23 protein-coding genes are annotated in these 24,757 nt (G+C 69.4%); 12 read left to right on the forward strand and 11 right to left on the reverse strand.

Annotation, left to right across the window (positions count from 1 at the left end; genetic code table 11):
• Position 1 precedes the first annotated feature (1 nt).
• Both IEY14_RS20385 and IEY14_RS20390 read right to left on the reverse strand, forming a co-directional pair.
• Entirely contained in the window at positions 2–349 is a 348-nt protein-coding gene (locus IEY14_RS20385; protein ID WP_188911752.1) for a Na+/H+ antiporter subunit C, read from the reverse strand.
• Entirely contained in the window at positions 349–3,276 is a 2,928-nt protein-coding gene (locus IEY14_RS20390) for a monovalent cation/H+ antiporter subunit A (RefSeq protein WP_188911754.1), read from the reverse strand. The genes IEY14_RS20385 and IEY14_RS20390 overlap by 1 nt, the downstream gene beginning before the upstream one ends.
• 100 nt (positions 3,277–3,376) lie before the next feature.
• Here IEY14_RS20390 and IEY14_RS20395 point away from each other — a divergent pair, with 100 nt between their 5' ends.
• Positions 3,377–3,664: a helix-turn-helix transcriptional regulator gene (locus IEY14_RS20395; RefSeq protein ID WP_188911755.1), complete on the forward strand. Its 288-nt coding sequence runs from the start codon at positions 3,377–3,379 to the stop codon at positions 3,662–3,664.
• On the opposite strand, the gene IEY14_RS20400 is transcribed toward IEY14_RS20395, so the two are convergent.
• Entirely contained in the window at positions 3,651–4,118 is a 468-nt protein-coding gene (locus IEY14_RS20400; protein ID WP_188911757.1) for a GNAT family N-acetyltransferase, read from the reverse strand. The genes IEY14_RS20395 and IEY14_RS20400 overlap by 14 nt on opposite strands.
• Positions 4,119–4,331: 213 nt before the next feature.
• Here IEY14_RS20400 and IEY14_RS20405 point away from each other — a divergent pair, with 213 nt between their 5' ends.
• Positions 4,332–4,724: a TadE/TadG family type IV pilus assembly protein gene (locus IEY14_RS20405; protein ID WP_188911759.1), complete on the forward strand. Its 393-nt coding sequence runs from the start codon at positions 4,332–4,334 to the stop codon at positions 4,722–4,724.
• Positions 4,721–6,358 carry a TadG family pilus assembly protein gene (locus IEY14_RS20410; protein WP_188911761.1) on the forward strand — a complete coding sequence of 546 codons (1,638 nt, stop codon included), beginning with the start codon at positions 4,721–4,723 and terminating at the stop codon, positions 6,356–6,358. Before IEY14_RS20405 ends, IEY14_RS20410 begins: the two co-directional genes overlap by 4 nt.
• 37 nt (positions 6,359–6,395) lie before the next feature.
• Here the strand turns inward: IEY14_RS20410 and tal are convergent, their stop codons facing one another.
• On the reverse strand, positions 6,396–7,376 hold the full coding sequence (gene tal / locus IEY14_RS20415; RefSeq protein ID WP_188911763.1) for a transaldolase: 981 nt from the start codon (positions 7,374–7,376) through the stop codon (positions 6,396–6,398).
• A 278-nt stretch (positions 7,377–7,654) separates the two neighbouring features.
• On the opposite strand from tal, the gene IEY14_RS20420 reads away from it, so the two are divergent.
• Positions 7,655–8,908, forward strand: coding sequence for a porin (locus IEY14_RS20420; RefSeq protein WP_188911764.1), 1,254 nt, complete (start codon positions 7,655–7,657; stop codon positions 8,906–8,908).
• A gap of 136 nt (positions 8,909–9,044) precedes the next feature.
• Here IEY14_RS20420 and IEY14_RS20425 read toward each other — a convergent pair whose 3' ends face one another.
• Complete coding sequence (locus tag IEY14_RS20425) at positions 9,045–9,242, reverse strand: hypothetical protein (protein ID WP_188911766.1); 198 nt, start codon at positions 9,240–9,242, stop codon at positions 9,045–9,047.
• Between the two features lie 98 nt (positions 9,243–9,340).
• The gene (locus IEY14_RS20430; RefSeq protein ID WP_188911768.1) at positions 9,341–11,146 is read right to left on the reverse strand and encodes an aminopeptidase P family protein; all 1,806 of its coding nucleotides are present in this window, start codon (positions 11,144–11,146) and stop codon (positions 9,341–9,343) included.
• A gap of 119 nt (positions 11,147–11,265) precedes the next feature.
• Between IEY14_RS20430 and hmuQ the strand changes: the two genes are divergently transcribed.
• The gene (gene hmuQ, locus IEY14_RS20435; protein ID WP_188911770.1) at positions 11,266–11,583 is read left to right on the forward strand and encodes a heme-degrading protein HmuQ; all 318 of its coding nucleotides are present in this window, start codon (positions 11,266–11,268) and stop codon (positions 11,581–11,583) included.
• On the opposite strand, the gene tolA is transcribed toward hmuQ, so the two are convergent.
• The 4 genes from tolA to IEY14_RS20455 all read right to left on the reverse strand — a co-directional run bounded on the left by tolA (position 11,580) and on the right by IEY14_RS20455 (position 15,186).
• The gene (gene tolA, locus IEY14_RS20440) at positions 11,580–12,566 is read right to left on the reverse strand and encodes a cell envelope integrity protein TolA (protein WP_188911772.1); all 987 of its coding nucleotides are present in this window, start codon (positions 12,564–12,566) and stop codon (positions 11,580–11,582) included. The two genes, hmuQ and tolA, sit on opposite strands and share 4 nt — an antisense overlap.
• A complete protein-coding gene (exbD, locus tag IEY14_RS20445; RefSeq protein ID WP_188911774.1) occupies positions 12,563–13,015 on the reverse strand; it encodes a TonB system transport protein ExbD in 453 nt (150 codons plus the stop codon). The genes tolA and exbD overlap by 4 nt, the downstream gene beginning before the upstream one ends.
• Before the next feature lie 7 nt (positions 13,016–13,022).
• Positions 13,023–14,027 carry a tonB-system energizer ExbB gene (exbB, locus tag IEY14_RS20450; protein ID WP_188911776.1) on the reverse strand — a complete coding sequence of 335 codons (1,005 nt, stop codon included), beginning with the start codon at positions 14,025–14,027 and terminating at the stop codon, positions 13,023–13,025.
• 136 nt (positions 14,028–14,163) lie between these two features.
• Positions 14,164–15,186, reverse strand: a complete 1,023-nt coding sequence (locus IEY14_RS20455) for a glycosyltransferase family 4 protein (protein ID WP_188911777.1) — start codon at positions 15,184–15,186, stop codon at positions 14,164–14,166.
• 111 nt (positions 15,187–15,297) lie between these two features.
• Between IEY14_RS20455 and IEY14_RS20460 the strand changes: the two genes are divergently transcribed.
• Positions 15,298–16,476 (forward strand): NAD-dependent epimerase/dehydratase family protein, encoded by a 1,179-nt coding sequence (locus IEY14_RS20460; RefSeq protein WP_188911779.1) that lies wholly within the window; start codon positions 15,298–15,300, stop codon positions 16,474–16,476.
• 40 nt (positions 16,477–16,516) lie between these two features.
• Here the strand turns inward: IEY14_RS20460 and IEY14_RS20465 are convergent, their stop codons facing one another.
• Complete coding sequence (locus tag IEY14_RS20465; protein ID WP_244639608.1) at positions 16,517–17,437, reverse strand: DMT family transporter; 921 nt, start codon at positions 17,435–17,437, stop codon at positions 16,517–16,519.
• Between the two features lie 113 nt (positions 17,438–17,550).
• Here IEY14_RS20465 and IEY14_RS20470 point away from each other — a divergent pair, with 113 nt between their 5' ends.
• From IEY14_RS20470 to IEY14_RS20495, 6 genes are all read left to right on the forward strand, one after another.
• Positions 17,551–18,144: a bifunctional transcriptional activator/DNA repair enzyme AdaA gene (locus IEY14_RS20470; RefSeq protein ID WP_188911781.1), complete on the forward strand. Its 594-nt coding sequence runs from the start codon at positions 17,551–17,553 to the stop codon at positions 18,142–18,144.
• A 100-nt stretch (positions 18,145–18,244) separates the two neighbouring features.
• Positions 18,245–19,732 (forward strand): alkaline phosphatase D family protein, encoded by a 1,488-nt coding sequence (locus IEY14_RS20475; protein WP_244639609.1) that lies wholly within the window; start codon positions 18,245–18,247, stop codon positions 19,730–19,732.
• Positions 19,733–19,798: 66 nt separating this feature from the next.
• Positions 19,799–20,272, forward strand: a complete 474-nt coding sequence (locus IEY14_RS20480; protein ID WP_188911782.1) for a CYTH domain-containing protein — start codon at positions 19,799–19,801, stop codon at positions 20,270–20,272.
• Positions 20,269–21,183, forward strand: a complete 915-nt coding sequence (locus IEY14_RS20485; RefSeq protein WP_188911784.1) for a CHAD domain-containing protein — start codon at positions 20,269–20,271, stop codon at positions 21,181–21,183. The genes IEY14_RS20480 and IEY14_RS20485 overlap by 4 nt, the downstream gene beginning before the upstream one ends.
• Positions 21,184–21,208: 25 nt before the next feature.
• Positions 21,209–23,014: a translation elongation factor 4 gene (gene lepA / locus IEY14_RS20490; RefSeq protein ID WP_188911786.1), complete on the forward strand. Its 1,806-nt coding sequence runs from the start codon at positions 21,209–21,211 to the stop codon at positions 23,012–23,014.
• Between the two features lie 280 nt (positions 23,015–23,294).
• Positions 23,295–24,757 (forward strand): HAMP domain-containing protein (locus IEY14_RS20495; protein WP_188911788.1); only part of this gene is annotated, 1,463 nt, incomplete at its 3' end.

The raw sequence follows: 24,757 nt of genomic DNA on the forward strand, positions 1-24,757 counted from the left end.
GTCAGCGCGTCTCCCGGCCGTCGACATGGTCGCTGCCCGTCAGCCCGCGCGCGGCGAGCAGCACGACGAGGAACAGCGCCGTCATGGCGAAGCCGATGACGATGGCGGTGAGGACCAGCGCCTGCGGCAGAGGATCGGCATAGACGGCGAGCGTGCCGCTGCCGCCCTTGTCGAGGATCGGCGGCAGGCCGACGCGCGGCTTGCCCATGCCCATGGCGAACATGAAGAGGTTCACCCCGTAGGAGACGAGGCTGATGCCGATGATCACCTGATAGGTGCGGGGCCGCAGGATCAGCCAGACCCCGGAGCCGACGAGACAGCCGATGGCGATGGCTAGAACGAGTTCCATCATTCGCCTCCCGGGCCGAGGGTCGCCTCGGCCGCCGCCCGCCGCGCCGGCCTCGGCCGCCGGATCGACTGGTGGCCGATGGCGATCAGCATCAGGACGGTGGCGCCGACGACGAGGGCGAAGACGCCGAGATCGAAGAGCAGGGCGCTGGCCAGCGGCACTTCGCCGATCAGCGGAATCTCCGCATAGCGGAAATAGGAGGTGAGGAAGGGGCGGTCGAAGAGGGCGGCGCCCGCGCCCGTGGCGCCGGCGACGAGGAGGCCGAAGCTCATCCAGCGCACCGGGCGGATGCGCAGCCGCGCCTCGACCCAACGCGTGCCGCCGGCCATGTATTGCAGGATGAAGCCGATCGACATGGCGACGCCGCCGGCGAAGCCCCCGCCCGGCAGGTCGTGGCCGCGCAGGAACAGATAGACGGCGAGCGTGCCGATCAGCGGGAACATCAGGCGCATGATGACGCCGGGCACGAGCAGATATTCCTCCGCCGTGTCGCCCGGCTTGCGGGCCTCGGCCGCCTCGTCGAACTCGTCCTGAATGCGCTGCTGCTCCGGCGCGTCGACGCTGTCCACGGCCGGGCGGAAGCGCAGCAGCAGCGCGAAGACGGTGAGGCTGACCGCGCCGAGGACGACGATCTCGCCGAGCGTGTCGAAGCCGCGGAAATCGACCAAGATGACGTTGACGACATTGGTGCCGCCGCCTTCCGAATAGGCGCGTTCGAGAAAGAAGGCGGCGATCGAGTCGGTCAGCGGCCGGTTCATCACCGCATAGGCGATCGCGCCGGCGCCGAGCCCGGCGGCGAGCGCCAGGACGAGGTCGCGGCCGCGCCGGTAGCGCGTGCCGAGATCGGCCTCGTCCAGTCCGCCATGGCCGCGCACGCGCTTGGGCAGCCAGCGCAGGCCGAGGAGGATGAGGACGGTCGTCACCACCTCGACGAGAAGCTGGGTGATGGCGAGATCCGGGGCCGACAGCCAGGCGAAGGTGAGGCAGGTGACGAGGCCCGCGCCGCCGACGAGGACGAGGGCCGCGAGGCGCTGGAACTTCGCCATCACCGCCGCGCCGATCGCGCAGGCGATGCCGATCAGCCAGAGGAGCGCGAAGGGCAGGTCGATCTCCACCGGCCAGGCCTGGCGTGAGCCGAAGCCGTGCTGGGCGATGGGCGCGAGCGCGGCGACGAGCGCCAGGGCGACGACCAGCCGGAGCTGCGGCTGCAGCCGCCGCGTTTCCAGAATGGCCTCCAGCGTGCGCGCCCAGCGCCAGGACAGGGTGACGAGCACGCGCTCGAAGATGCGGGCCGGGTCGACCCGGCGCAGCAGCGGCGCGCCGTCGCGGCTGGAGGCGAGCTCGCGCTGGAGGAGGCGGTAGAGCAGCGCCCCGCCGACAAGCGCCAGGATGCTCATGGCGAGCGGATAGTTGAAGCCGTGCCAGATCGAGAGGCTGTAGGCGGGCAGGTCTCGGCCGATCACGGCGCGGGCGGCGGTGGCGAGGACGTCGCCCGCGACGAGCGCCGGCAGGATGCCGACGACGAGACAGGCGACGACGAGGAACTCCACCGGAAAGCGCATCAGCCGGGGCGGCTCGTGCGGCTCCTTCGGCAGGTCCGTCGGCGGCGGGCCGAAGAAGACGTTGTGCACGAAGCGGATCGAATAGGCGACGCTGAAGGCGCCGGCGAGCGTCGCGAGATAGGGCAGGGAATCGTCGAGGAGCGAGCCCTGATGGAACTCGACCGCTTCGGCGAAGAACATCTCCTTCGACAGGAAGCCGTTGAGGAGCGGCACGCCGGCCATGGCGGCGGCGGCGACCATGGCGAGCGTGGCGGTGACCGGCATGAAGCGGAAGAGGCCGGACAGCCGGCGCATGTCGCGCGTGCCCGTCTCGTGGTCGATGATGCCCGTCGCCATGAAGAGCGAGGCCTTGAAGGTGGCGTGGTTAAGGATGTGGAAGGTGGCCGCGACGGCGCCGAGCGGACTGCCGAGCCCGAAGAGCAGCGTGATGAGCCCGAGATGGCTGATCGTCGAATAGGCGAGAAGGCCCTTCAGGTCCTGCTGGAAGATCGCGAGCCAGGCGCCGACGAGAAGCGTGGCGAGGCCGGCCGAGCAGACGATGTAGAACCAGAGCTCGGTCTCGGCCAGGGCCGGCCAGAGCCGGGCCATGAGGAAGACGCCGGCCTTCACCATGGTGGCCGAATGGAGATAGGCCGAGACCGGGGTCGGCGCGGCCATGGCCTGGGGCAGCCAGAAATGGAAGGGAAACTGCGCGCTCTTCGTCAGCGCGCCGAGGAGGATGAGGATCAGCGCCGCCGGATAGAGCGGATCGGCCTGGATGCGCGGCCCGGCCGCCAGCACGGCGTCGAGCTCGTAGCTGCCGGCGATATGGCCGAGGACGAGGACGCCGCCGAGAAGGGCGAGACCGCCGAAGCCCGTCACCGTCAGCGCCATGCGCGCGCCGTCGCGCGCCGCCGCGTTGTGGCTCCAATAGCCGATCAGCAGGAAGGAGAAGAGGCTCGTCAGCTCCCAGAAGAAGACGAGCTGGATGAGATTGCCCGACAGGACCATGCCGAGCATCGCGCCCATGAAGGCGAGGAAGAAGGCGAAGAAGCGCGCCACCGGGTCCTTCGGCGACATGTAGTAGCGGGCATAGATGACGACGAGGAGGCCGATGCCGGTGACGAGGAAGGAGAAGAGCCAGGCGAGGCCGTCCATCCTCAGATCGAGGCCGAGGCCGAGGCTCGGCAGCCAGGCGAGACCGGCCTCCACCCGCCCGCCGTTCCGCACGTCCGAGTAGAGAAAGAGGGTGATCACAAGGCCGGCGAGCGCGATGCCGCCGGCGATGAGGGCGTAGACGCGGCGGGCATTGGTCGGCAGGAGCAGCGCGGCGACGGAGCCGACGAAAGGCAGGACGAGAAGGAGCAGCAGGAACCCGTTCGCCATCTCGGTCAATGTCTCTCCTCGGATTCGCGCGTCGCGGCCCTATTGTCAGGCGTCAACCATTAAGGTTGAAATTGTCCGAAAGATTCAAGGGTTCGGCGGGATGATTTTGAGGCCGGAACAGTGTCGCGCCGCGCGCGGCCTGCTCGATTGGACGCAGGAGGAGCTGGCCTTGCGGGCGGGCGTGTCCCGCAGCACGGTGCGCGATTTCGAGAAGGAGCGCCACCATTTGAACCGTGGCTCGGAACAGCAGCTCGTCGATGCCTTCGCCCGCGAGGGCGTCGAGCTCGTCGCGCTGGCGAATGGCTGTATCGGCGTGCACCGGCTGTCGGCCGTCCCGGACGGCTCCGACGCCTCCCGGGCGGCCGAAGCCTGCCTCAAGGACCGCTGAAGCGGATCACGTAGCTCGACCAGTCGGCCGGCACCGCCACCGAATCGTAGAAGAGCCGGTTCGTGCCGGCATTGCGCGGGGCATGCAGCACCAGCTTCGACCAACCGCGCGTATCGGCTTCCTCCGCCAGGAGGTCGACCATCGCGCGGGCGATGCCCTTCCGGCGGTGCTGATGGTGAACATAGAGATGGTCGGCGAGGCCGGCGCGCATGCCTGTCCAGGGATCGGGCAGGTCGTAGAACATCAGGAATCCGACCAGGACGCCTTCCAGCCGCGCGCCGAGGAGCTCGGCCGTGCGATCCTGCAGAAGCTGCTCGGCATAGACCTTGTCCGGGGCGCCCGGCGCGCCGCGCAGCATGGCCTGGTTATAGGCGGCCAGAAGCGGCGCCAGATCGCGTGCGTCCTTTAGGCGCAACAGGCGGATGTCGATATCGGGATGCGGCAGGGATTCCATGAGGTCCTGTCCTGCGGATCGGCCGATGCGTCAAGCACTACCGCCGAGCCTGGCCTCGTTTTCGAAGGAACGGCTAGGCGGCCATGCATGTTCACGCAACCTCAAAGAGAATGATGAGCTAGGATAGGGCCGCAATCCCAGAACATGCGAGACGTTTCCATTTCGAGGAAATCGTTCATGCCGGGTCCTTCATTTCCACGATCGTCCTTTCCCTTGCTGTCCTGTTCCCGCGGCGCCAGCGCCGTCGAGTTCGCGCTCGTCGTGCCGTTTCTCTGCCTCATCCTCTTCGGGATCATGGTGGTCGGGGTTTTTCTCGGCCTCGCCCATTCGCTCGAACAGATCGCCGCCGATGCCGGCCGATATGCGGTGGTGGGGCTGGCCGCCGAGGAGCGGCACCGGCTTGCCGAGCAATGGGTCCTGGCGCGGGCCGACCAATATCCGCTTCTCGCCCAGACGCGCCTCAGCGCCAGCACGGAGGAGGTGGGCAACGCCTTCACGGTGCGGGTGCGCTACGACGCCTCGGCGCTGCCGCGCGTGCCGTTTCTCGACGCCTTCTTCGAGACGCCGAAGGAAATCACGCGCTCCTCGACCTATGCCGTTCCGTGACCGGGGCGGCCCGGCGCTTCGTCGGCGCGCGGCGGGGCGCGATCGCGATCGTCTTCGCCATTCTCGCCCCGGCGCTGCTCTGCGCCTGCGTCCTCGCGGCGGATGTCGGCACGCTCTATCTCGACCGGCGCGCGCTCCAGAAGGCGGTCGATGCCGCGGCGCTCGCCGCCGCGCGCCGGCCGGCGACCGCCGAAGCCGAGGCGCGGCGGATGCTGGCCGCGAACGGGGCGGCGGATGCCCGCTTCGAGATCGGCTTCGGTCATTACGCCTTCGATGCGGCCGTCAGGCCGGAGCGCCGTTTCGAGGCGCGGCCGAGCCTCGACAATGCGGTCTCGGTCGCGGCGTCGCGCACGGTCCCTCTCTACTTCGCGCGCCTCTTCGGGCGTGAGATCCAGACGATCGGCGCCACGGCGCGGGCGGCCATCCGGCCCGAAGTTTCCTTTTCCATCGGCAGCCGGCTGGCCTCGGTCGAGCCGAACCTGCTCCCGCCGCTCCTCGGCGCCGATCTCGGGCTTTCGGTGCTCGACTATCGCGCGCTTCTCCGCGCCAACGCGCCGCTCGGCGCGATGCTCGCGCGGCTTGCCGCCACGACCGGCCTGCCGCCCGGCGCGACGGTCGGGGCGGTGCTGGACCGGCCGGTCCGGCTGCGGCTGCTGCTCGGCGCCTCGGCCGACGCGCTCGCCGAACTCGGCGATGCGGGCGGCGCGGCGGCGGCGCGCCAGGCGGGACGATCGGTGCTGGCGGGCGCGATCGACCTCGCGCCCGGCGAGGTGCTGCGGGTCGACGACCGGCTGCTCGTCGTGCCGCTCGACGGGCCGGGCCGGGCCCTTTCGGGGCGGGTCTCGGTGCTCGGGCTCCTGTCGGCGGCGATCGGCCGGCACGACGAGGGCAATGCCGTCGCCGCCCGGCTCGCTTTGCCGGGCATCGCGACGGCCGCGCTCGATCTTCTTCTCGGCGAGGGGCTGCAGCGACTGCCGCCGATCGCCCTCGGCAATGCCCCGATCGCCCTCGGCACGGCGCAGGCGCGGCTGCGTCTGGCGCTGCGGACGGGCGGTCTCGGCGCCAGCCTCGGCGCCGAACTCGACTTGCCGCTGGAGGCCGTCCTCGCCGGCGCGCGGGTCGAGCTCGTATCCGCCTCCTGTTCGGGCGACCCGGCGCGGCGCGAGGTGCGGCTTCTCGCCTATCCCGGCCTGTTGCGCGTGTCGCTCGGCCGCTCGTCCAAGCCGCTGGAGGCGATCGGCGTCGAGGACAGCCCGGCGCGGGCCACCATTCTCAGCCTGCCTCTCCTGCGCGTGGAAGCGGCGAGCACGGTCGCCGTCCGGCAGGACATGCCGGTTCCGCTGGTCTTCAGGGGAACGGAGATCGGCGACGGGACGACACGGACGGCGAGAACGAAACTCTTCGCGAGCAGTCTCGTCGCCAGCCTCTTCGGCGAGGCGTCGCTGACGGTGCATGCCGGGCCGCTCGGTCTCGCGCCCGCTCTGCCCTGGGAATTGAAGGGAGTGCTCGCGACGCTCGCCGCGCCGATCGACGACCTTCTCGGCGCCGCCCTGTCGCTCGCCGGCATCGGGCTCGGCGAAGTGGACGTCCGGGTCGACGATCTCGTCTGCTCGGACGTCCGGCTGGTGGGCTGACGGGGAGGGGCGGACCCGTCCCCGAGCCCGCCGCCTGTTACTCGGCCGCCTGACGCACGCCTTCGCCGAGACGCTCGGCGATCAGCTTGCGCATCTTCAGGAGATCGGCGGCGAACTGGCGGATGCCCTCGGCGAGCTTCTCGGTCGCCATCGCATCCTCGTTCATCGCCCAGCGGAAGCTCTTCTCGTCATAGGAGACGCGCTCCGGCGCGGCGCCGCCGGCCTCGGGCGACAGCTTGCGCTCCAGCGTGCCCTCGGCCTTGGCCAGTTCGTCGAGGAGGTTCGGCGAGATGGTCAGGCGGTCGCAGCCCGCCAGTTCCTCGATCTCGCCCGTGTTGCGGAAGGAGGCGCCCATGACGACGGTCTTGATGCCGTGCGCCTTATAGTACTGATAGATCTCCTTGACCGACTGGACGCCCGGGTCCTCGGCGGCGGTGAACTGCTTGCCGCTCGCCTTGACGTGCCAGTCGAGGATGCGCCCGACGAAGGGCGAGATCAGGAAGGCGCCGGCCTCGGCGGCGGCGATCGCCTGCGCCTTGTTGAAGATCAGCGTCATGTTGCAGTCGATGCCGGCCTTCTGCAGCTGCTCGGCCGCGCGGATGCCTTCCCAGGTCGAGCCGAGCTTGACCAGGATGCGGTCCTTCGAGACGCCGCGCTCGGCATAGGCCTCGACGATCTCATGCGCCTTGCGCACCGAACCCTCGACATCGAAGGACAGATCGGCATCGACCTCGGTCGACACGCGGCCCTCGACCAGCTTGGACAGTTCGGCGCCGACGGAGATCGCGAGACGGTCGCCGATCTTCACCACGCGCTGCTCGGCCGACAGGTTCTGCGAGCGGCCCCAGTCCAGCGCCTCGTCGAACTTCTCGGCGAAGAGCGGCAGGCCGATCGCCTTCAGGACCAGGGAGGGATTGGTGGTGCAGTCCACCGGCTTCAGGCGCTTGACGGCTTCGATGTCGCCGGTATCGGCGACGACGAGCGTCATTTCGCGCAGTTGCTCGAGCTTGCTGGGCATGGCTCTTCTCCCGGTCGAATCGATGCGGATGAACTCGGCGCCTATATAGGCGCTCTTGCCCGCGAATCCGACCCCCGGCCGGAATTTCTCGGGCTCGGCCAAGGGCTGCGATCGTGCCGGCCACACGGCGAAAGCGTGACGAGGGCGCCACAGCATCGAAACGATCAGTTCGATTTAGCCGCCAAACCATTGATGCGAGGGGACCTTTCTCCGTACCGTCCATTCGATGAATGCGGGTGCCGGTCCATCGGAGCGGCGGGTCGCGGAAAGGGAATGCCATGGATCGGGGACGGATCGGTCTCGCAAGCCTCGGGCTCGTCGCGGCGCTCGGCGGCACCGCCCGGGCGGCCGACGCGCCGGTGACGATGGTGGAGCCGGAGCCGGCGGAATATGTCCGGGTCTGCGACGTCTACGGCAAGGGCTTCTTCTACATTCCCGGCACCGAGACCTGCCTTCAGTTCGGCGGCTATGTCCGCTTCCGCGTCGGCGGCAATTCGCGCGAGTTCACGCCGGACCCGGACGGGCCCTATGACGCCGTCTACGGCACGGCGATGCGCACGCGTCTCGACATGGACGCGCGCGAGGAAACCGAGCTCGGCACGCTGCGCGCCAAGATCCGCCTGGAAGCGAACCAGATCCTCAGCCAGTCAGCCGCCTTCACCGTCAAGGAGGGCTTCCTCCAGCTCGGCGGCCTGACCGTCGGCACCGCCGACTCGCTCTGGACTAACGAGGATGGCGGCGTTTCCGACGGCCTCCTCCTCGAGGAAAACGACTGGGCGGCGGGCGACTTCCAGACCAACCGCATCTCCTATGCCTATTCGGTCGGCAAGCTGACCGGCATCCTCTCAGTCGAGGACGACGGCACCGGCGACTGGCGCCCGGACGTGCTCGGCAAGCTCGTCTATGCCGATGGCGGCCTGAAGGCCTATCTGATGGGCGCCTATGACGAGCAGCAATATGACGGGCTGCAGGGCTACGCGAACTACCTCAACCGCTTCACCGGCCGCGATCCGGACGGCGCCTTCGACGGGGCGATCGAGTTCCAGCCGGACAATTACGCCCCCGGCGACGACGCCTTCGTCCTGAAGGGCGGCGTGCAGCTGCAGGACCTCCTGCTCGACGGCTCGATCTTCAAGGTGGAAGGCCATTACGCCTTCGATCCGAGCATCTATGCCGTCGTCACCTCGCTGTCGGGCTCCTTCGGCTTCGGGCAGTCCTATCTCGATCCCTCGGTCATCCCGTCGAAGTTCCAGATCGGCGCGGCCTATAGCCAGGAGGTCGGCAAGTTCACCTTCGTCGTTTCCGGCGCCTATGGCCAGACGGAAGACCTGAACGTCGCCTATGCGAACGGGGTGAACCTCGCCGCCGCCGATGGCGAGAGCTATTTCGCGGTGGGCGGCGACATCAACTACAAGGTCACCGAGAACTTCACGATCACCGGCGAAGTGACCTATCGCGATCTCGACCTGCCGGCCGGCATCGACGATTTCGACCGCACCTTCGGCTTCCTCCAGTTCCGCCGGAACTTCTGACGGCGGGGCGGTCGGGCGGCGCGGGAAACCGGGCCGCCTTCGCCGCGCGGTCGAAGGATCGGCGGCGGCGAACGAAAAATCCCGGCGCGGAGCCGGGATCGTGTTGCGGAACGGTTCGGAAGGCGCGGGGGCGCGGTCAGACCGTCGCCCGGTCGGCCTCGATCTGGTGCTTCAGCTCGTCGACCGCCTGGCGCAGCGCGTCGTCGGTCGCGAGCACGCCGCCGATGCGCAGCGCCTTCACCGCATCGTCGACGAGTTCGGCGAGGTCTTCCCGTTCGGGCTCCGTGGCCGGCGCGAGGGGAGCCTCGCGCGGATAGGCGTCATGCTTCGACATCGCCCGATCTTAGCCGATCCCGGCGCGAGCGCCACCGCCCGCCGCCCTTTTCCTCAAGTCGTGACTGCTGAAGCCTGAACGAGGGCGTTCCGCCGCCCTCAGTCCGGCCCGCCGAGCGGCGCCGTCGCGCGCTGGAGGAAGTCCCGCTCCTTGTCCGAGAGCTCGCCCTCGAGCCGCGCCCGCACCTCGGCGTGATAGGCATCGACGAAGGCGCGCTCGCCCGCGTCGAGGAGGTCCACCTCGATCAGGCGGCGCTCGTAGGGCACGAAGGTCAGCGTCTCGAAGCCGAGCGTCCGGCGCTCCGCCCCTTCCGGCTGCGGATCGAGCGCCACGACGGCGAGGAGATTCTCGATGCGGATGCCGAAGCCGCCTTCCTTGTAGTAGCCGGGCTCGTTCGACACGACCATGCCCGGCTTCAGCGCCGTCTCCGTGCCGCGCTTCGAGATGCTCTGCGGCCCCTCGTGGACGGAAAGATAGCAGCCGACGCCATGGCCGGTGCCATGGTCGAAATCCGTGCCGGAGGCCCAGAGGAACTGGCGCGCGAGACTGTCGATTTGCGCGCCGGTGACGCCCTCGGGAAAGCGGGCGCGGCTGACGGCGATATGCCCTTTCAGCACCTGCGTGTAGCGCCGCTTCATTTCCGGCGTCGGCGTGCCGGTGACGAGGACGCGGGTGATGTCCGTCGTGCCGTCGAGATATTGCGCGCCGGAATCGACGAGATAGATGCCGTCGCGGCCGAGCGGCGCGGCGCTCGCCGCATCCGCGTGATAATGCGCCTGCGCGGCATTGGCGCCGAAGGCGGAGATCGTCGCGAAGCTCTGGCCGCGATAGAGATTGCCCGCCCGGCGGAACTCCTCCAGCTTTTCCGAGGCGGTCCACTCGTCGAGCGTCTCGGGCGGCGTTTCCTCGAACCAAGCGAGGAAGCGCGTCACCGCCGCCGCGTCGCGGCGATGGGCGGCGCGCATGCCGCCGAGCTCGACCGGCGACTTCACCGCCTTCATCAGCGTGACGGGATCGGGGCCGGGTTCGGCCTCGGCGCCGGCCGCCTTCAGGCTTTCGGCGATGGCGCTGCTGCCGGTCGCCCGGTCGAGGCGCACGCGCTTGCCCCCGAGACCGGCGAGCGCGCCTGCGAATTCGGCCGGCTCGCGCCGGTCGAAGCCGGGGAGGGTGGCGAGATGGGCGAGGGCCTCGCGGCCGAGCTTCTTCGAGGACAGGAAGAGCGTGCCCGTGCCGTCCGCCATCACGATGGCATGGCCGAAGGCGACGGGCAGCATCGCGACGTCGCCGCCGCGGATGTTGAAGGTCCAGGCGAGATTGTCCGGCGCCGAGATCACCAGCGCGTCGAGTCCTTGCTCCCGCAAGGCGGCCGCGATGCGCTGGAGCTTGGCGGAGGCCGCCTCGCCGGCGAATTCCGCGCCATAGGGCTCGACCGGCGCTTCCGGCTCGGCCGGGCGCTCCGACCAGATCGCGTCGACGAGATTGCGGGTCGTCGGCACGAGGACGAGGCCCTGGCCGGCCAGCGCCGCATCCAGGGCGCGCAGCTGCGCCGGCGTATGGAGGTTCGGATCGTAGCCGAGGCGCTCGCCCGCCTTCAGATGCGTCTTCGCCCAGTCCTCGACGGGCTGGTCGAGAACGTGCCGAAAGTCCCAGAAGCCGGGCAGGGCCTCGCGGCGGACCTGGATCGTGTAGCGCCCGTCGACGAAGAGGGCCGCCGCCTCGCGCCCGACGGCGGCGAAGCCCGCCGAGCCGGTGAAGCCGCTGACGAAGGCGAGACGCTCGGAGGAGGGCGCGACATATTCGCCCTGGAACTCGTCGGCGCGCGGCACGATCAGCGCGGCGAGATGCTCCTTCGCCATCTCGGCCCGCAGCGCCCTAAGGCGCCGTTCCTGTTCGGCCTCCATCATGTCCGCGCTCCTGTCCGCGTTGCCCCTGGCGCCCTGATGTGCCATCGCCGGGGCCGATGGCAAGCCCGCCGCCGCCGCGCGGCACGGCGCCCCGTCGCGCCGGTCAGAGGAGATGTTCGATGTTCATCGCGATGAACCGCTTCAAGGTCATCAAGGACGCGGCCGAGGAATTCGAGGAGCTCTGGCGCAACCGCACCTCGAACCTGAAGGGCCTGCCGGGCTTCGTGGAATTCCACATGCTGAAGGGGCCGGAGCGCGAGGATCACCGGCTCTATTCCTCGCACACGGTCTGGGCGAGCCGCGAGGCCTTCGAGGACTGGACGCGCTCGGACGCCTTCCGCGCCTCGCATGCGAAGGCGGGCGGCACCCGCCCGCTCTATCTCGGCCATCCCGAATTCGAAGGCTTCGAGGTGATCCAGACGATCGGCTCTAATTAACGCGCCCGGATCGGGACGGTCAGGGCCGTCGTCCGGCTGCCGACGCCGTCGGGCGGGGCGGGCACGGGGCTCGCCCGCCGCACCAGCGCCACGGCCTCCCGGTCGAATGCGCCGTCTCCCGACGAACTGGCGATGCCGGCGGAGATGATGCGGCCGCCGCGATCGATGGAGAAGCTGACCCTTGCCGTCAGGCCGGCGGCCCCGGCGCTGCGCGGTGCCTGGGCGCGGATGCGCGAGATGACCTGACGCGCCCAGGTCGCCTGGCTGACCTGTGGCGCCGACGCCGTGTTGCGGGCGGCGGGCGCCGAGGATTGCGGGGCGGTCGAGGCCTGACGCGCCGGACGGGGCTTCGCCGGCTCGGGCTTCTTCTTCACCGGACGCGGCTTTGCTTCCGCCTTCTCCACCTTCGGGCGCGGCGGAGCGGGGCGGGGCGCGGGCGGCGGCGCGTTCAGCACCGCTTCCGCCGCCTCGTTCTGCGGAAGGTCGGGCAGGGGTTCGGGCGCGGGAACGGGCTCCGGCTGCGGGATCGGCTCCGGCTCGGGTGGCGCCGGCTCGGGCGGCGGCGGTTGCTCGGCGACGGGTTCCGGCGGCACCGGCTCCACGATCGGCTCAGGCGGCGGGGGAGCCGGCTCCGGCGGCGCTTCGACCTGCGGCTCCGGCGGAGGCGGCTCCGGCGGTGGCGGCTGTTCCACGACGGGTTCGGGCGGCGGCGGGGGCGTCTCGGCGACAGGCTGTTCGACCGGCGGTTCCGGCGCCGGGGCGGGCGGCGGGGCTTCTTCCAGCGCTTCCATCGGCTCCAGATCGATGATCACCGCGTCGTTCAGATCGCCCTGAGCGCCCTGCGGCGCCGGCAGCTGCGCGGCGAAGAACAGTGCGCCGGAAAAGGCGAGGGCGACCGCGACCCCGGAAAAGCCCCAGCGCGCCGCCCCGGCGGACAGGCTTTCGCCCGCGATCCGGCGCGGATCGTCGAGAAAGAGCGTCATGGCGCGGCGGGGGCGGGTGCGGCGGATGTCGGCGCGGCCTCCAGCCCGACCAGCGCGATCTTCAGATAGCCGGCGCCGCGCATGGCGTTCATCACCTCCATGAGGTCGCCATAGGAGACGCCCTTGTCGGCGCGCAGGAAGATGCGCTCGTCGCGCTTGCCCCCGGTGCGCCCGTCGAGCGCCGGGCCGAGCGCCGCGCGCTCCACCGGCTCGTTGCCGATGACGAGGCCGAGATCGTCCTTCACGGTGAGGAAGATCGGCTCGTCCGGCCGCTGCTTCGGCTGCGCGTTGGAGGCCGGCAGGTCCACCGGCACGTCGACGGTGGAAAGCGGCGCCGCCACCATGAAGATGATGAGCAGCACCAGCACCACGTCGATGAACGGCGTGACGTTGATGTCGGCGAGTTCGCCCTCGTCGTCCGAATGGCTGTCCTTGACGCTGAAGCCCATGGCGGCGCTACTCCGCCGCCTCGAGGCGCGGCCGCGCCCTCGGCGCGGGCGCGCGGCGCTCGCGGTCGAGATCGCGTGAGAGATGGCGCATCACCTCGGCCGAGGCGTCGGCGAGCACGGCGCGATAGCCGGCGATGGCGCGCGAGAAGATGTTGTAGATCACCACCGCCGGGATCGCCGCGACGAGGCCGATGGCGGTGGCGAGCAGGGCTTCGGCGATGCCGGGCGCCACCACGGCGAGATTGGTGGTGTTCGACTGGCTGATGCCGATGAACGAGTTCATGATGCCCCAGACCGTGCCGAACAGGCCGACGAAGGGCGAGATCGAGCCGATCGTCGCGAGAATGCCGGTGCCGCGCGCCATGGAGCGTCCGGCGCGCGCCTCGATCCGGCCGAGCGCGATGGCGGTGCGCTCCTTGACGCCGTCCGGCGCGAGTTCGGCCGAGCGGTCGCGCTCGGCGACGGCGCTCCGCACCAGGGCGGCGACCGGGCCGCGCCGGAAGCGGTTCTCCGATTCGGCCATCAGCCGGCCGAGGCTCTCGGCCCGTTCCAGGCGACCGAGCGCCCGTCGCGCCCGCGTCTTGGCGCCGACGAGTTCGAGCGTCTTGGCGAGCCAGATCACCCAGGTCGCGAGCGAAGCCAGCGCCAGGGCCGACATCACCGTCTTCACGACGATGTCGGCGGCCATGAACATGCCCCAGGGCGACAGATCGTGCGGCAGGGTCGCCGCGCCGACGGGCGCCGGCGGCGGCGCCGTCTCGCCGCCCGGCGCCGGAGCGGCGTCACCGGCTTGCGGCGGAGCGGCGGGCGTGATCGTCGCCGGGGGCGAGGCCTCCGGGGCGGGCGCGGATTGCGAGGATGTCGCGGCGGGCGGCGGCGACGCGGGCGCGCCGTCCTGCGCCGGAGCCGGCCCGGCGCCCAGCGTCAGAAGGGCGAGAGCCAGGACGGCGCTGCGTTTGACGGCTTTGCCGGAGCATCCTTCCGCGGAAATCCGACGGCAGGGAATCGGCATGGCTGTCTCCTTGGAAAATCGCGTCCGTTCGGCCGGTCGAGGGCGTGTCGGCCCGGCCTGGCGGTCATGTCTTGTTCATAGGTGACAAGAAAACTCAAGTTTTACGATGCGCGTTCCACCGGTTTCCGGTTCTTTCTCAAGCGATTCGCACGAGATTGGCCGAAAATTGCCGCGTGCATTCGGCCCAGGAGAAGCGTTCGGCGAAGCGCCGGCAGGCGGTGCGGTCGAGGGCGAGGGCGTCCTCGGCCGCCTGGGCGAGATCCTCCGACAGGGAGGCGACCTCCGGGGCGGCACCGACGATGTCGAGCGGGCCGGGCACCGGCAGGGCGGCGACCGGCGTGCCGCAGGCGAGCGCCTCCAGCACCACGAGGCCGAAGGTCTCGAAGCGCGAGGGCAGGACGAAGACATCCGCCGCCGCGAAATGCCGGGCGAGGTCGTCGCCATGCCGGTAGCCGGTGAAATGCACCTTCGGCCAGGCCGCGCGATACTCGGCGAGCGAGGGACCGTCGCCGACGACGAGCTTGGTGCCCGGCAGGTCCAGCCGGAAGAAGGCTTCGAGATTCTTCTCTCTCGCCACGCGGCCGACATAGGCGAAGATCGGGCGCGGCAGGCCGAGGAAGTCCGGGTCGAAGCCGGGCGCCTCGCGCCAAGGGCGGAAGCGCTCCGTGTCGACGGCGCGGCCCCAGCGCCGGATGCGGCGGAAGCCATAGGCGCCGAGCTGGCGCTCCAGGCTGTCGGTCTGCACCATGAAGCCGGCGCCCGCATCGTGGAACCAGCGCTGCATGCGGTAGAAATGCCGGGCGTCGATGCCGAGGCGCGTCTCGAAATAGTCGCCGAAGCGGGTGTGGAACGAGGTGGTGAAGGGCAGGCCGCGCTTCAGGCACCAGCGCCGGGCGGCAAGGCCGATCGGGCCTTCGACCGGCACATGGATCGCGTCCGGCGAAAAATCCTCGATCAGGCGCCCGAGCCGGCCGCCGAAGGGCAGGGCGAGGCGCACTTCCGGGTAGCTCGGCGCCGGCAGCGTCAGCGCAAAGCTGTCCGGCCCGATCACCGCCACCTCGTGGCCCATGGCGCGGAGATGGTCCGCCGTGATGTCGAAGACGCGCACCACGCCGTTGATCTGCGGCTTCCAGGCGTCCGTTGCAATGAGGATGCGCATCGTCAAAAACGCCGCCAGCCCTTCGAGTCGAGGTTTCGCGTTCTACATCTCGATGTTAGTTGAAGGAAATGTCGCGAGTTCGCGCCGCTTGGAGACGATAGTTCCCCTGTCATGAGAATCATTGTCCTCGGCGGCGACGGTTTCTGCGGCTGGCCCACCTCGCTTCATCTCTCGGCGAACGGCCATCATGTGACGATCGTCGACAATCTCGTTCGCCGGCGTACCGATACGGAGCTCGGCGCCTCCAGCCTGACGCCGATCCGCCCGATCGAGGAGCGGCTGACGGCCTGGCGCGAGACCCGCAATTCGCCGATCGACTTCGTGGAGCTCGACGTCGCGAAGGATTACGACGCGCTGGAGGAGCTGTTCCGCGAAGTGCGGCCGGAGGCGATCGTGCATTTCGCCGAGCAGCGCGCCGCGCCCTATTCGATGAAGTCGCCGCGCCACAAGCGCTACACGGTCGACAACAACGTCAACGCCACCAATGCCGTGCTCTGCGCCATGGTCGAGGCGGCGCCCGACGCGCATCTCGTCCATCTCGGCACGATGGGCGTCTACGGCTACGGCAAGACCAAGGGCATGACGATCCCGGAGGGCTATATCGACGCGACGCTGCGCTCCGGCGGCGTTTCGGCCGATGTCGAGATCCTCTATCCGGCCGATCCCGGCTCGATCTACCACATGACGAAGACGCTGGATCAGCTGCTCTTCTACTACTACGCCAAGAATGACGGGCTGAAGATCACCGATCTCCACCAGGGCATCGTCTGGGGCACGGCGACGCCGGAAACGGATCTCGACGAGCGGCTGATCAATCGTTTCGACTATGACGGCGACTACGGCACGGTGCTGAACCGCTTCCTGATGCAGGCGGCGATCGGCCATCCGCTGACCGTCCACGGCTCGGGCGGCCAGACCCGCGCCTTCATCCATATCCGCGACACGGTGCGATGCATCCACAAGGCGGCGCAGACGCCGCCGAAGCGCGGCGACCGGGTGCGGATCATCAACCAGATGACCGAGACGCACCGGGTGCGGGATCTGGCGGCGATGATCTCCGGCATGACCGGCGTGCCGGTCGAGCACCAGCTGAACCCGCGCAAGGAAGCGCCGGAAAACGATCTCGTCGTCGCCAACGACATGCTGCTGAAGCTCGGCCTCCAGCCGACGCGGCTCTCGGACGGGCTGATGACCGAGGTCGTCGCCATCGCCCGGCGCTATGCCGAGCGCTGCGACCGCTCGAAGATCGTCTCGCAGAGCCAATGGGTGCGGCCCGTCGCGGCGGAGTGAGGCGGGGCGGCTCGGCCCCGCCGCGACGGCCGGACCGGGTTCACGCTGCTTTCCGGCCGAGGACGCGCAGCGCCCGGCCGTCGATGGCGAGAAGGCCGAGGGCGATCAGCCCCATTCCGGCGAAATGGTTGGCGCCCAGCCTTTCGCCGAGGACCAGCCCGCCGAGCAGGATGGCGCTGACCGGGATGAGCAGCGTGACGAGCGAGGCGTTGATCGCGCCGCCGACCGCCAGGATGCGGAAGAACAGGATATAGGCGAGCGCCGTCGACAGGAGGGCGAGACCGCCGAGCGCCAGCATCACCGTCGCGCTCGGCACGGCGAGGCGCCAGGGCGCGTCGACGGCGAGAACGACGGGCAGGATCATCAGCGTCGTCGCGGCGGTCTGCCCGAAGGCGACGGAGACCGGCATCAGCCCCATGCGCCGGAACCGCCGGCCATAGACGCTGGCGAAGCCGTAGGAACAGGCGGCGCCGAGACAGGCGAGCATGGGTAGGAGGGGCGGGCCGTCGGCGGCGGCGACGCGGCCCGCCATCAGGAGGGCGACGCCCGCGATGCCGAGCCCGATGCCGGCGAGCCGATGGGCCGTCAATGTCTCGTCCTCGGTCAGGGCATGGGCGATCACGATGGAGAAGATCGGCGTCGTCGCGTTGAGGATCGAGGCGAGGCCGCTCGCGATCTGCGTCTGGCCCCAGAAGATCAGGCTGAAAGGCACGAGGTTGTTGAGAAGGCCCATGCCGAGAAAGGCGGACCAGGCCGCTCTTCCCGCCGGCAGCGCCCGCCCCGTGGCGACGAGATAGAGGGCGAGCGCCAGGGCGGCGATCGCGACGCGCGCCAGCACCACGGTGAAGGGCGGCAATTCGTGCAGCGCGAGCTTCGAGAAGAAGAAGGCGCCGCCCCAGAGGACGGAAAGCAGGAGGAGCAGCGCCCATTCGAGCGGGCCCATGGCGGGTGGTTTCGGCATCGGATGATTCGCCTGGCAGGATGACGGGTCATTCTGCCGCCGCGCCCGGGTCGCGCTCGCCGGATTCGGACTCCATCCTCACGGCGCGATCGAAACCGCGTTAGGATCGGCGCATGGCGCCCCTCAATCACGATCATTGCGAAGCGGCCTGGCAGGCGAAGGACCCCGCCTTCGACGGGCGGTTCTTCGTCGGCGTCCGCACGACCGGCATCTATTGCCGCTGCGTCTGCCCGGTGCGCCTGCCGCTGCGCCGCAATGTCGAGTTCCTGCCGAGCGCCGCCGCGGCGGAGCGCGCCGGCTATCGGCCCTGCCTGCGCTGCCGCCCGGAAGCGGCGCCCTTCTGCCCCGCCTGGAAGGGCAGCCTCGCGACCGTCGAGAAGGCCGTGCGGCTGATCCGGGAGGAGGGGGCGCTGGACGGCGAGGGCGCGCGGATCGAGCCTCTGGCGGCACGCCTCGGCATCGGCGCGCGGCACCTGTCGCGTCTTTTCGCCCGGCATCTCGGCGCCAGCCCGTCGGACGTGGCGAAGACGGCGCGGGTGCAGCGGGCGAAGCGCCTGTTGAGCGAGACGGACCTGCCGATGACCGAGATCGCGCTGAAGGCCGGCTTCGGCAGCCTGCGACGCTTCAACACGGTGTTTCTGGAAACCTATCGCCGCCCGCCGAGCGCCATCCGCCGCCCGTCCGGCGCCCGCGACGATCCGGCCTGACCGGAGCGACGGAAAAGGCCGCGATCCGTTGCCGGACGCGCATCGACCGCGCTCCGGCCGGCGCTATATCGGTGCCTCCCGACTTCTCGTCCCGAGCCGAATGAATTCGCCGAGCCCGACCGAACGGTTTTCCACCGACCGCCCGCTGGAGGCCGAACGGCCGCGATGCGTTGGCCCGATCCTCTTCGCCAGGGGCGCGCGCAGCGACGAATGCCGCCTGACCGCGCTGCTCGTTCTCGGCGAGGGCGACGCGCCGCCGGTGCTGCGCGGTCCGCGCGGCGAGGCGAAGCCGGCGCGCCTCCACCAGTTCTTCGGCTGGACCGCCTGGGGCTACGACTTCGCCCTGCCGGCCGAGGCCGGCGCGTCCTACGCGCTCGGGGACCGCGCCTTCGCCGTCGCCGCCGACATGACGGGCGATATCCGCGTCGCCTTCGCCTCCTGCAACGGGCAGGAGGCGGGCGACGGCGAACGGCCGCTCGACGAGCGCAACCATATGTGGCGCCGTCTGGCGCTGGAGCATCGCACCCGGCCCTTCTCCCTGCTGATCCAGGGCGGCGACCAGCTCTATGCCGACGAGGCGATGTTCTGCCATCCCGCGCTCGCCCGCTGGGCGAAGGCCTCGCTCGCCGAGAAGCCGGACATCGCCTTCACGCCCGAGATGCGCGAGGCGGCGCGGCGCTGGTATGCCGAGCGCTACGTGAAGCTCGCCGCCGAGCCGGCCATGGCCGAGGTCGTCGCCCGCGTGCCCTCCCTGATGATGTGGGACGATCACGACATCATGGACGGCTGGGGCAGCCATCCGCCCGAATTGCAGACGAGTCCGGTCGGCCAGGGGCTCTTCGCGGTGGCGCGCGAGATGTTCATGCTGTTCCAGCTCGGCATCGCGCCGGACGGCGTCTCGCCGCTGGCGCCCGATCCCGAGGGCCTCTCCTTCACGCTCGGCGCCGCCTTTCCGCGCCTGCGCGTCCTCCTGCCGGACCTCAGGAGCGAGCGGCGGCTGACGCGGGTGATGGGCCCGGCCGGCTGGCGCGCCTTCGAGCGCACGCTCGCCTCCGTGCGCGAGGGCGAGAGGGTGCTCGTCGTCTCCACCGTTCCGGTGCTGGGGCCGCGCCTGTCCCTGGTCGAGCGGCTGATGAACCGCATGCCGGGCACCCAGGACTACGAGGACGATCTGCGCGACCAGTGGCAGAGCCATGCCCATCGCGTCGAATGGCGCGACTTCCTGGAATGCCTGGAGCGTCTGGCGGTCGATGACGGGGCGCAGGTGACGGTCCTGTCCGGCGAGATCCATCTCGCGGCGCGCGGCACCATGCCGTTTCGCGAGGGCGGCGGCGACCTGCACCAGCTCGTCGCCTCCGGCATCACCCATCCCGAGCCCTCCGCGCTCTATGCGAAGGCGCTCGGCCTTCTCGCCCGTTTCGGCGAGGCGCCGATCAAGGGCTGCCCGATCCGCATGCGGCCGCTGCCCGGCAAGCGGGCGGTCTATACGGCCGAGCGCAACTATCTGGTGCTGGAGCGCCGCGCCGAGCGCTGGACGGCGGAATGGGAACTGGAAAAAAGCGGCCGCTCGCCGCCGCTCGAAATCTGAACGGACGGGCCGAAAACTTCGGCACCTGCCCTTTTTTGTGACAGCCGCTTCTGTCATCGAACCGTCATGGCGCAAGAGATCGAACGCAAGTTCCTGATTCGCGACGCTTCCTGGCGGGACGAGCCGGCCTCGACCGAGACGTTCCGGCAGTTCTACCTGGCGCGGCGCGACGGCTTCTCCGTCCGCATCCGCATCATCGACGAGGCGCGTGCCTTTCTCACCATGAAGACCGGCAACGGGCTCCAGCGCGGCGAATACGAATACGAGCTGCCGCTCGCCGACGCGCGGGAACTGGAGCGCGCCCATATCGGCACCGTCATCGAGAAGCGTCGCCATTGCATCGCGCATGGCCGGCACGTGATCGAGGTCGATGTCTTTGCCGGCGCTCTGGCGCCCCTCGTCGTCGCCGAGATCGAACTCGAAAGCGCGGAGGACGTCGTCGAGCTTCCCCGCTGGTTCGGCCGCGAGATCACGGACGATCCGGCTTTTTCCAATGTGGGGCTGGCGACGAACGGCCTGCCCGAGGAGTTTCGGACTTGAGCTTTTCCATCGACCCGACGAAGCCGCTTGCCGAGGAGGTCCGCCGCATCGCCGACGAGCAGATCGGCAAGGCGCTTTCGGAACTGCGCGAGCCGGAGGAGGACCGGCACGAGGCGATCCATGACGTGAGGAAGCGCGCCAAGAAGCTGCGGGCGCTCCTGCGCCTCGTGCGCGACGGCGACGAGGGTCTCTATCGGCGCGAGAATGCCCGGCTGCGCGATCTGGCGGGCAGATTGTCCGGCACGCGCGACCGCACGGCACTGATCGAGGCGGCGGAAGGGCTTTCGGAGGCGCTGGGCGGCGAGGGCGGCCCGCTGCGGCCGGTGCGCGAGGTGCTGGAGCAGCGGCGCGACGCGGCCGTCGCGGCCGAGGGCGATCTCGACGCGGCGATCGCGGCGACCATCGCCGAACTGGAGGAGAGCGAGGCGCGCGTCGAGGCGGCGGCCTTCGGCAAGGCCGATCGCCGCATCGTCGCGCGCGGCTATGCCCGCAACTACGCCGAGGCGCGCCGCGCCCTGAAGGTCGCCGAGAGGTCCGGCAAGCCCGACGATTTCCACGAGCTGCGCAAGCGCGCCAAATATTACATGAACCATCTGCGGCTCCTCTCGGAGCTCTGGCCGGACGCGCTGAAGCCGCTGCACGATACGGCCGAGCGCGTCGCCGAGGATCTCGGTCGCGACCACGACTATGCGGTGCTTCTGGCCGAGATCGCGGCCGAGCCCGAGGCCTTCGGCCCGCAGGCGGAGCGCGAGACGGCGGTCGGGCTCATCGCCGAACATTCGGCGGAACTGCGGGCGCAGGCGCTCAGTGCCTCGCGCCGGCTCTTCGCGCTGAAGCCGAAGGCTTCCCGCCGCCAGATCGAATCCCTCTGGCGCGAGGCCGCGCGGCCGCAGCCGACCCCTTCCGTTTGACTTAAATTTCTATAAGAGCGGGGGCATGACGACCCCGCTCTCGAACATCCGCAACTTCTCGATCGTGGCCCATATCGACCACGGCAAGTCGACCCTCGCCGACCGGCTCATCCAGATGACCGGCGGGCTGGAGGAGCGCGACATGAAGGAGCAGGTGCTCGACAACATGGATATCGAGCGCGAGCGCGGCATCACCATCAAGGCCCAGACCGTGCGCCTGCGCTACCAGGCGCGGAACGGCGAGGACTATGTCATCAACCTGATCGACACGCCCGGCCATGTCGACTTCGCCTACGAGGTCTCGCGCTCGCTCTCGGCCTGCGAGGGCGCGCTTCTCGTGGTGGACGCCGCGCAGGGCGTCGAGGCGCAGACGCTCGCCAATGTCTATCTCGCGATCGACAACGATCTCGAGATCGTGCCCGTCCTCAACAAGATCGACCTGCCCGCCGCCGAGCCCGACCGGGTGAAGGAGCAGATCGAGGAGGTGATCGGCATCGACGCCTCGAATGCCGTGATGATCTCGGCCAAGAGCGGCATCGGCATCGACGAGGTGCTGGAGGCGATCGTCACCCGCCTGCCGCCGCCGGCGACGGGCGACCGCGCCGCGCCGCTGAAGGCCATGCTCGTCGACAGCTGGTACGACGCCTATCTCGGCGTCGTCGTGCTCGTGCGCGTCATCGACGGCGAGCTGAAGAAGGGCCAGACCATCCGCATGATGGGCACGGACGCCAAATATCCGGTGGACCGGGTGGGCGTCTTCACGCCGAAGATGGTGAATGTCGAGGCGCTCGGCCCGGGCGAGCTCGGCTTCATCACCGCCTCGATCAAGGAGGTCGCCGATACCCGCGTCGGCGACACGATCACCGAGGACCGCCGGCCGACGGCCGAGATGCTGCCGGGCTTCAAGCCGGCGCAGCCCGTCGTGTTCTGCGGCCTCTTTCCGGTGGATGCCGCCGATTTCGACGATCTGCGCGCCGCCATGGGCAAGCTGCGCCTGAACGACGCTTCCTTCTCCTTCGAGATGGAATCCTCCGCCGCGCTCGGCTTCGGCTTCCGCTGCGGCTTCCTCGGCCTCCTGCATCTGGAGATCATCCAGGAGCGCCTGTCGCGCGAGTTCGATCTCGACCTCATCGCGACGGCGCCCTCCGTCGTCTACAAGATCCATCTGACCGACGGGACGGCGCTCGACCTCCACAATCCGGCCGACATGCCGGAAGTGGTGCGCATCGACCATATCGAGGAGCCGTGGATCAAGGCGACGATCCTCACCCCCGACGACTATCTCGGCAATATCCTGCAGCTCTGCCAGGAGCGGCGCGGCGTGCAGACCGACCTCTCCTATGTCGGCAAGCGCGCGATGGTCGCCTACGAACTGCCGCTGAACGAGGTGGTCTTCGACTTCTACGACCGGCTGAAGTCGATCTCGAAGGGCTATGCCTCCTTCGACTACCATCTCGACGACTATCGCGAGGGCGACCTCGTGAAGATGCAGATCCTCGTCAATGCCGAGCCGGTGGACGCCCTGTCGATGCTGGTCCACCGCAATCAGGCCGAGCGGCGCGGCCGCGCCATGTGCGAGAAGCTGAAGGAGCTCATCCCGCAGCATCTCTTCAAAATCCCGATCCAGGCGGCGATCGGCGGCAAGGTGATCGCGCGCGAGACTATCTCGGCCCTGCGCAAGGACGTGACCGCCAAATGCTATGGCGGCGACGCGACGCGCAAGCGCAAGCTTCTGGAGAAGCAGAAGGAGGGCAAGAAGCGGATGCGCCAGTTCGGCAAGGTCGAGATCCCGCAGGAAGCCTTCATCGCCGCGCTGAAGATGGACGGCTGATCCGGGGAACTCCGGATCGCGGCGCGCGGGTGTCCGGCCCCGTGCCGCCATCGCCCGGCCCCGTCACCTGAACGGTCTCCGCCGGATGCCGCGTCCTCGGCCTTCGCCGTGCTCGCGAGGCACGACCGGCTCCTCCATCGCGCCCTGTCCGCGCGATCCTTTCGAGATCGCGCGGACAGGGAATAGAATTTCGGACTTAACCAAGTTCGGCAACCCGCCGTTGTGTTTCGTTGGCTAAATAAATGGCGTTCCCTCCCCCACCCGGGTAAAGGCGCCTGCCGTGCGTTTCACGATCAAGACGAAACTATTGACGTCCTCTGGACTTCTCCTCGCCATTCTCGCAGGGGTCGGCTACGCGGGGATCCACAGCCTTTCCCGCAGCAACGAGCGAATGGCGGATTTCTCCGCCGGACCCTTCGTCCAGGTCGAGGAGGGACGCTTCGTCCAGGGCGTCCTGAACGATGCCCGCCGGATCGTGAACCGGGCCGTCTTCGCCGGTTCCCACGAGACGAAGCCGCTGCACGAGGCCATCGATCAGGACTGGCAGCGCATCGACGATTCGCTGGCGCGGATTTCCAACGCCATGCCCGAGGCCTCGCGCGGCCGGCTCCAGGATCTGCGCCCGATGCTGGCCGAGCTGAAGGCCGCCTCGTCGCAGATGATCGATCTCGGCGAGAATATCGACATTGTCATCGGCGGCACGCTGCTCGATGCGAGCCGCGGCGTGTTCGAGAAGATGACCGCCGACTTCGACATGCTGAAGGACCAGACGACGTCCAAGGGCGGCAGCGACTCGGTCGAGGCCATCAGTCTGATGACCGAGGTCCTGGAATATATCCTGCGCAGCCGTGGCGAGGCGATCACCGCCGTCTCGCATACCGATATCGATACGATCCACCGCGCCGCCGCCGCTTTCGCCGGCGACAGGAGCGGCATGCATGACAAGCTCGCCGAACTCATGCGCAATCCGGCGATGGCGGCGCATCGCGAGCAGCTGGACCGGCTGGGGATCGACTGGGACAACTACTACGCGACCTTGAAGACCTTCGTCGATCGGGGCGAGCAGAACTATCTCAGCCGGGCGCTCGATCTCCTCGGCGGCAAGGTGGTGCCGCTGACCATGCGCATCGAAGGCAAGATCGACGAGATGAATGACGAGGCGGAAGAGGCGGCCCGACAGTCGGTACGGCTTTCGGAGGAGGCCTATCACACGACCCGCCTGACGCTGTTCGGCGTCGTGCTCGGTGCCCTGCTGCTCGGCCTCGGCAGCGCGATCTGGATGTCCTTGTCCATCGGACGCGGCCTCGCCAAATCGGTGAAGGTCGCCGAACGGATCAGCCAGGGCGATCTGACCGACGCCGTCGAGGTGAAGCAGGAGGACGAGATCGGCGATCTCCTGCGCGCCATGAACACGATGACGGCGAAGCTGCGCGGCATCACCGCCGAGGTCATCAAGTCGGCGACGCTGGTCGCCGCCGGCTCCCAGCAATCGGCGGTGGCGATCGAGCAGCTCAGCCAAGGCGCTTGCGAACAGGCGGCATCCGCCGAACAGCTCGGCCAAGGCGCGGCGGCGCAGGTCACCGCCAGCCAGACGCTCAGCCGTGGGATCGCGACGCTGACCGCCTCGACGCAGGAACTCGGCCAGGGCGCGTCGGCGCAGATCGCGGCCGGCGAGCCAGGTCGCGGCCGGCTCGCAGCAATCCGCCGCGACGGCCGAGCAGCTGTCGCAAGGGGCCACCGAGC

The organism is Aureimonas endophytica, assembly GCF_014642635.1.
Lineage (GTDB): Bacteria > Pseudomonadota > Alphaproteobacteria > Rhizobiales > Rhizobiaceae > Plantimonas > Plantimonas endophytica.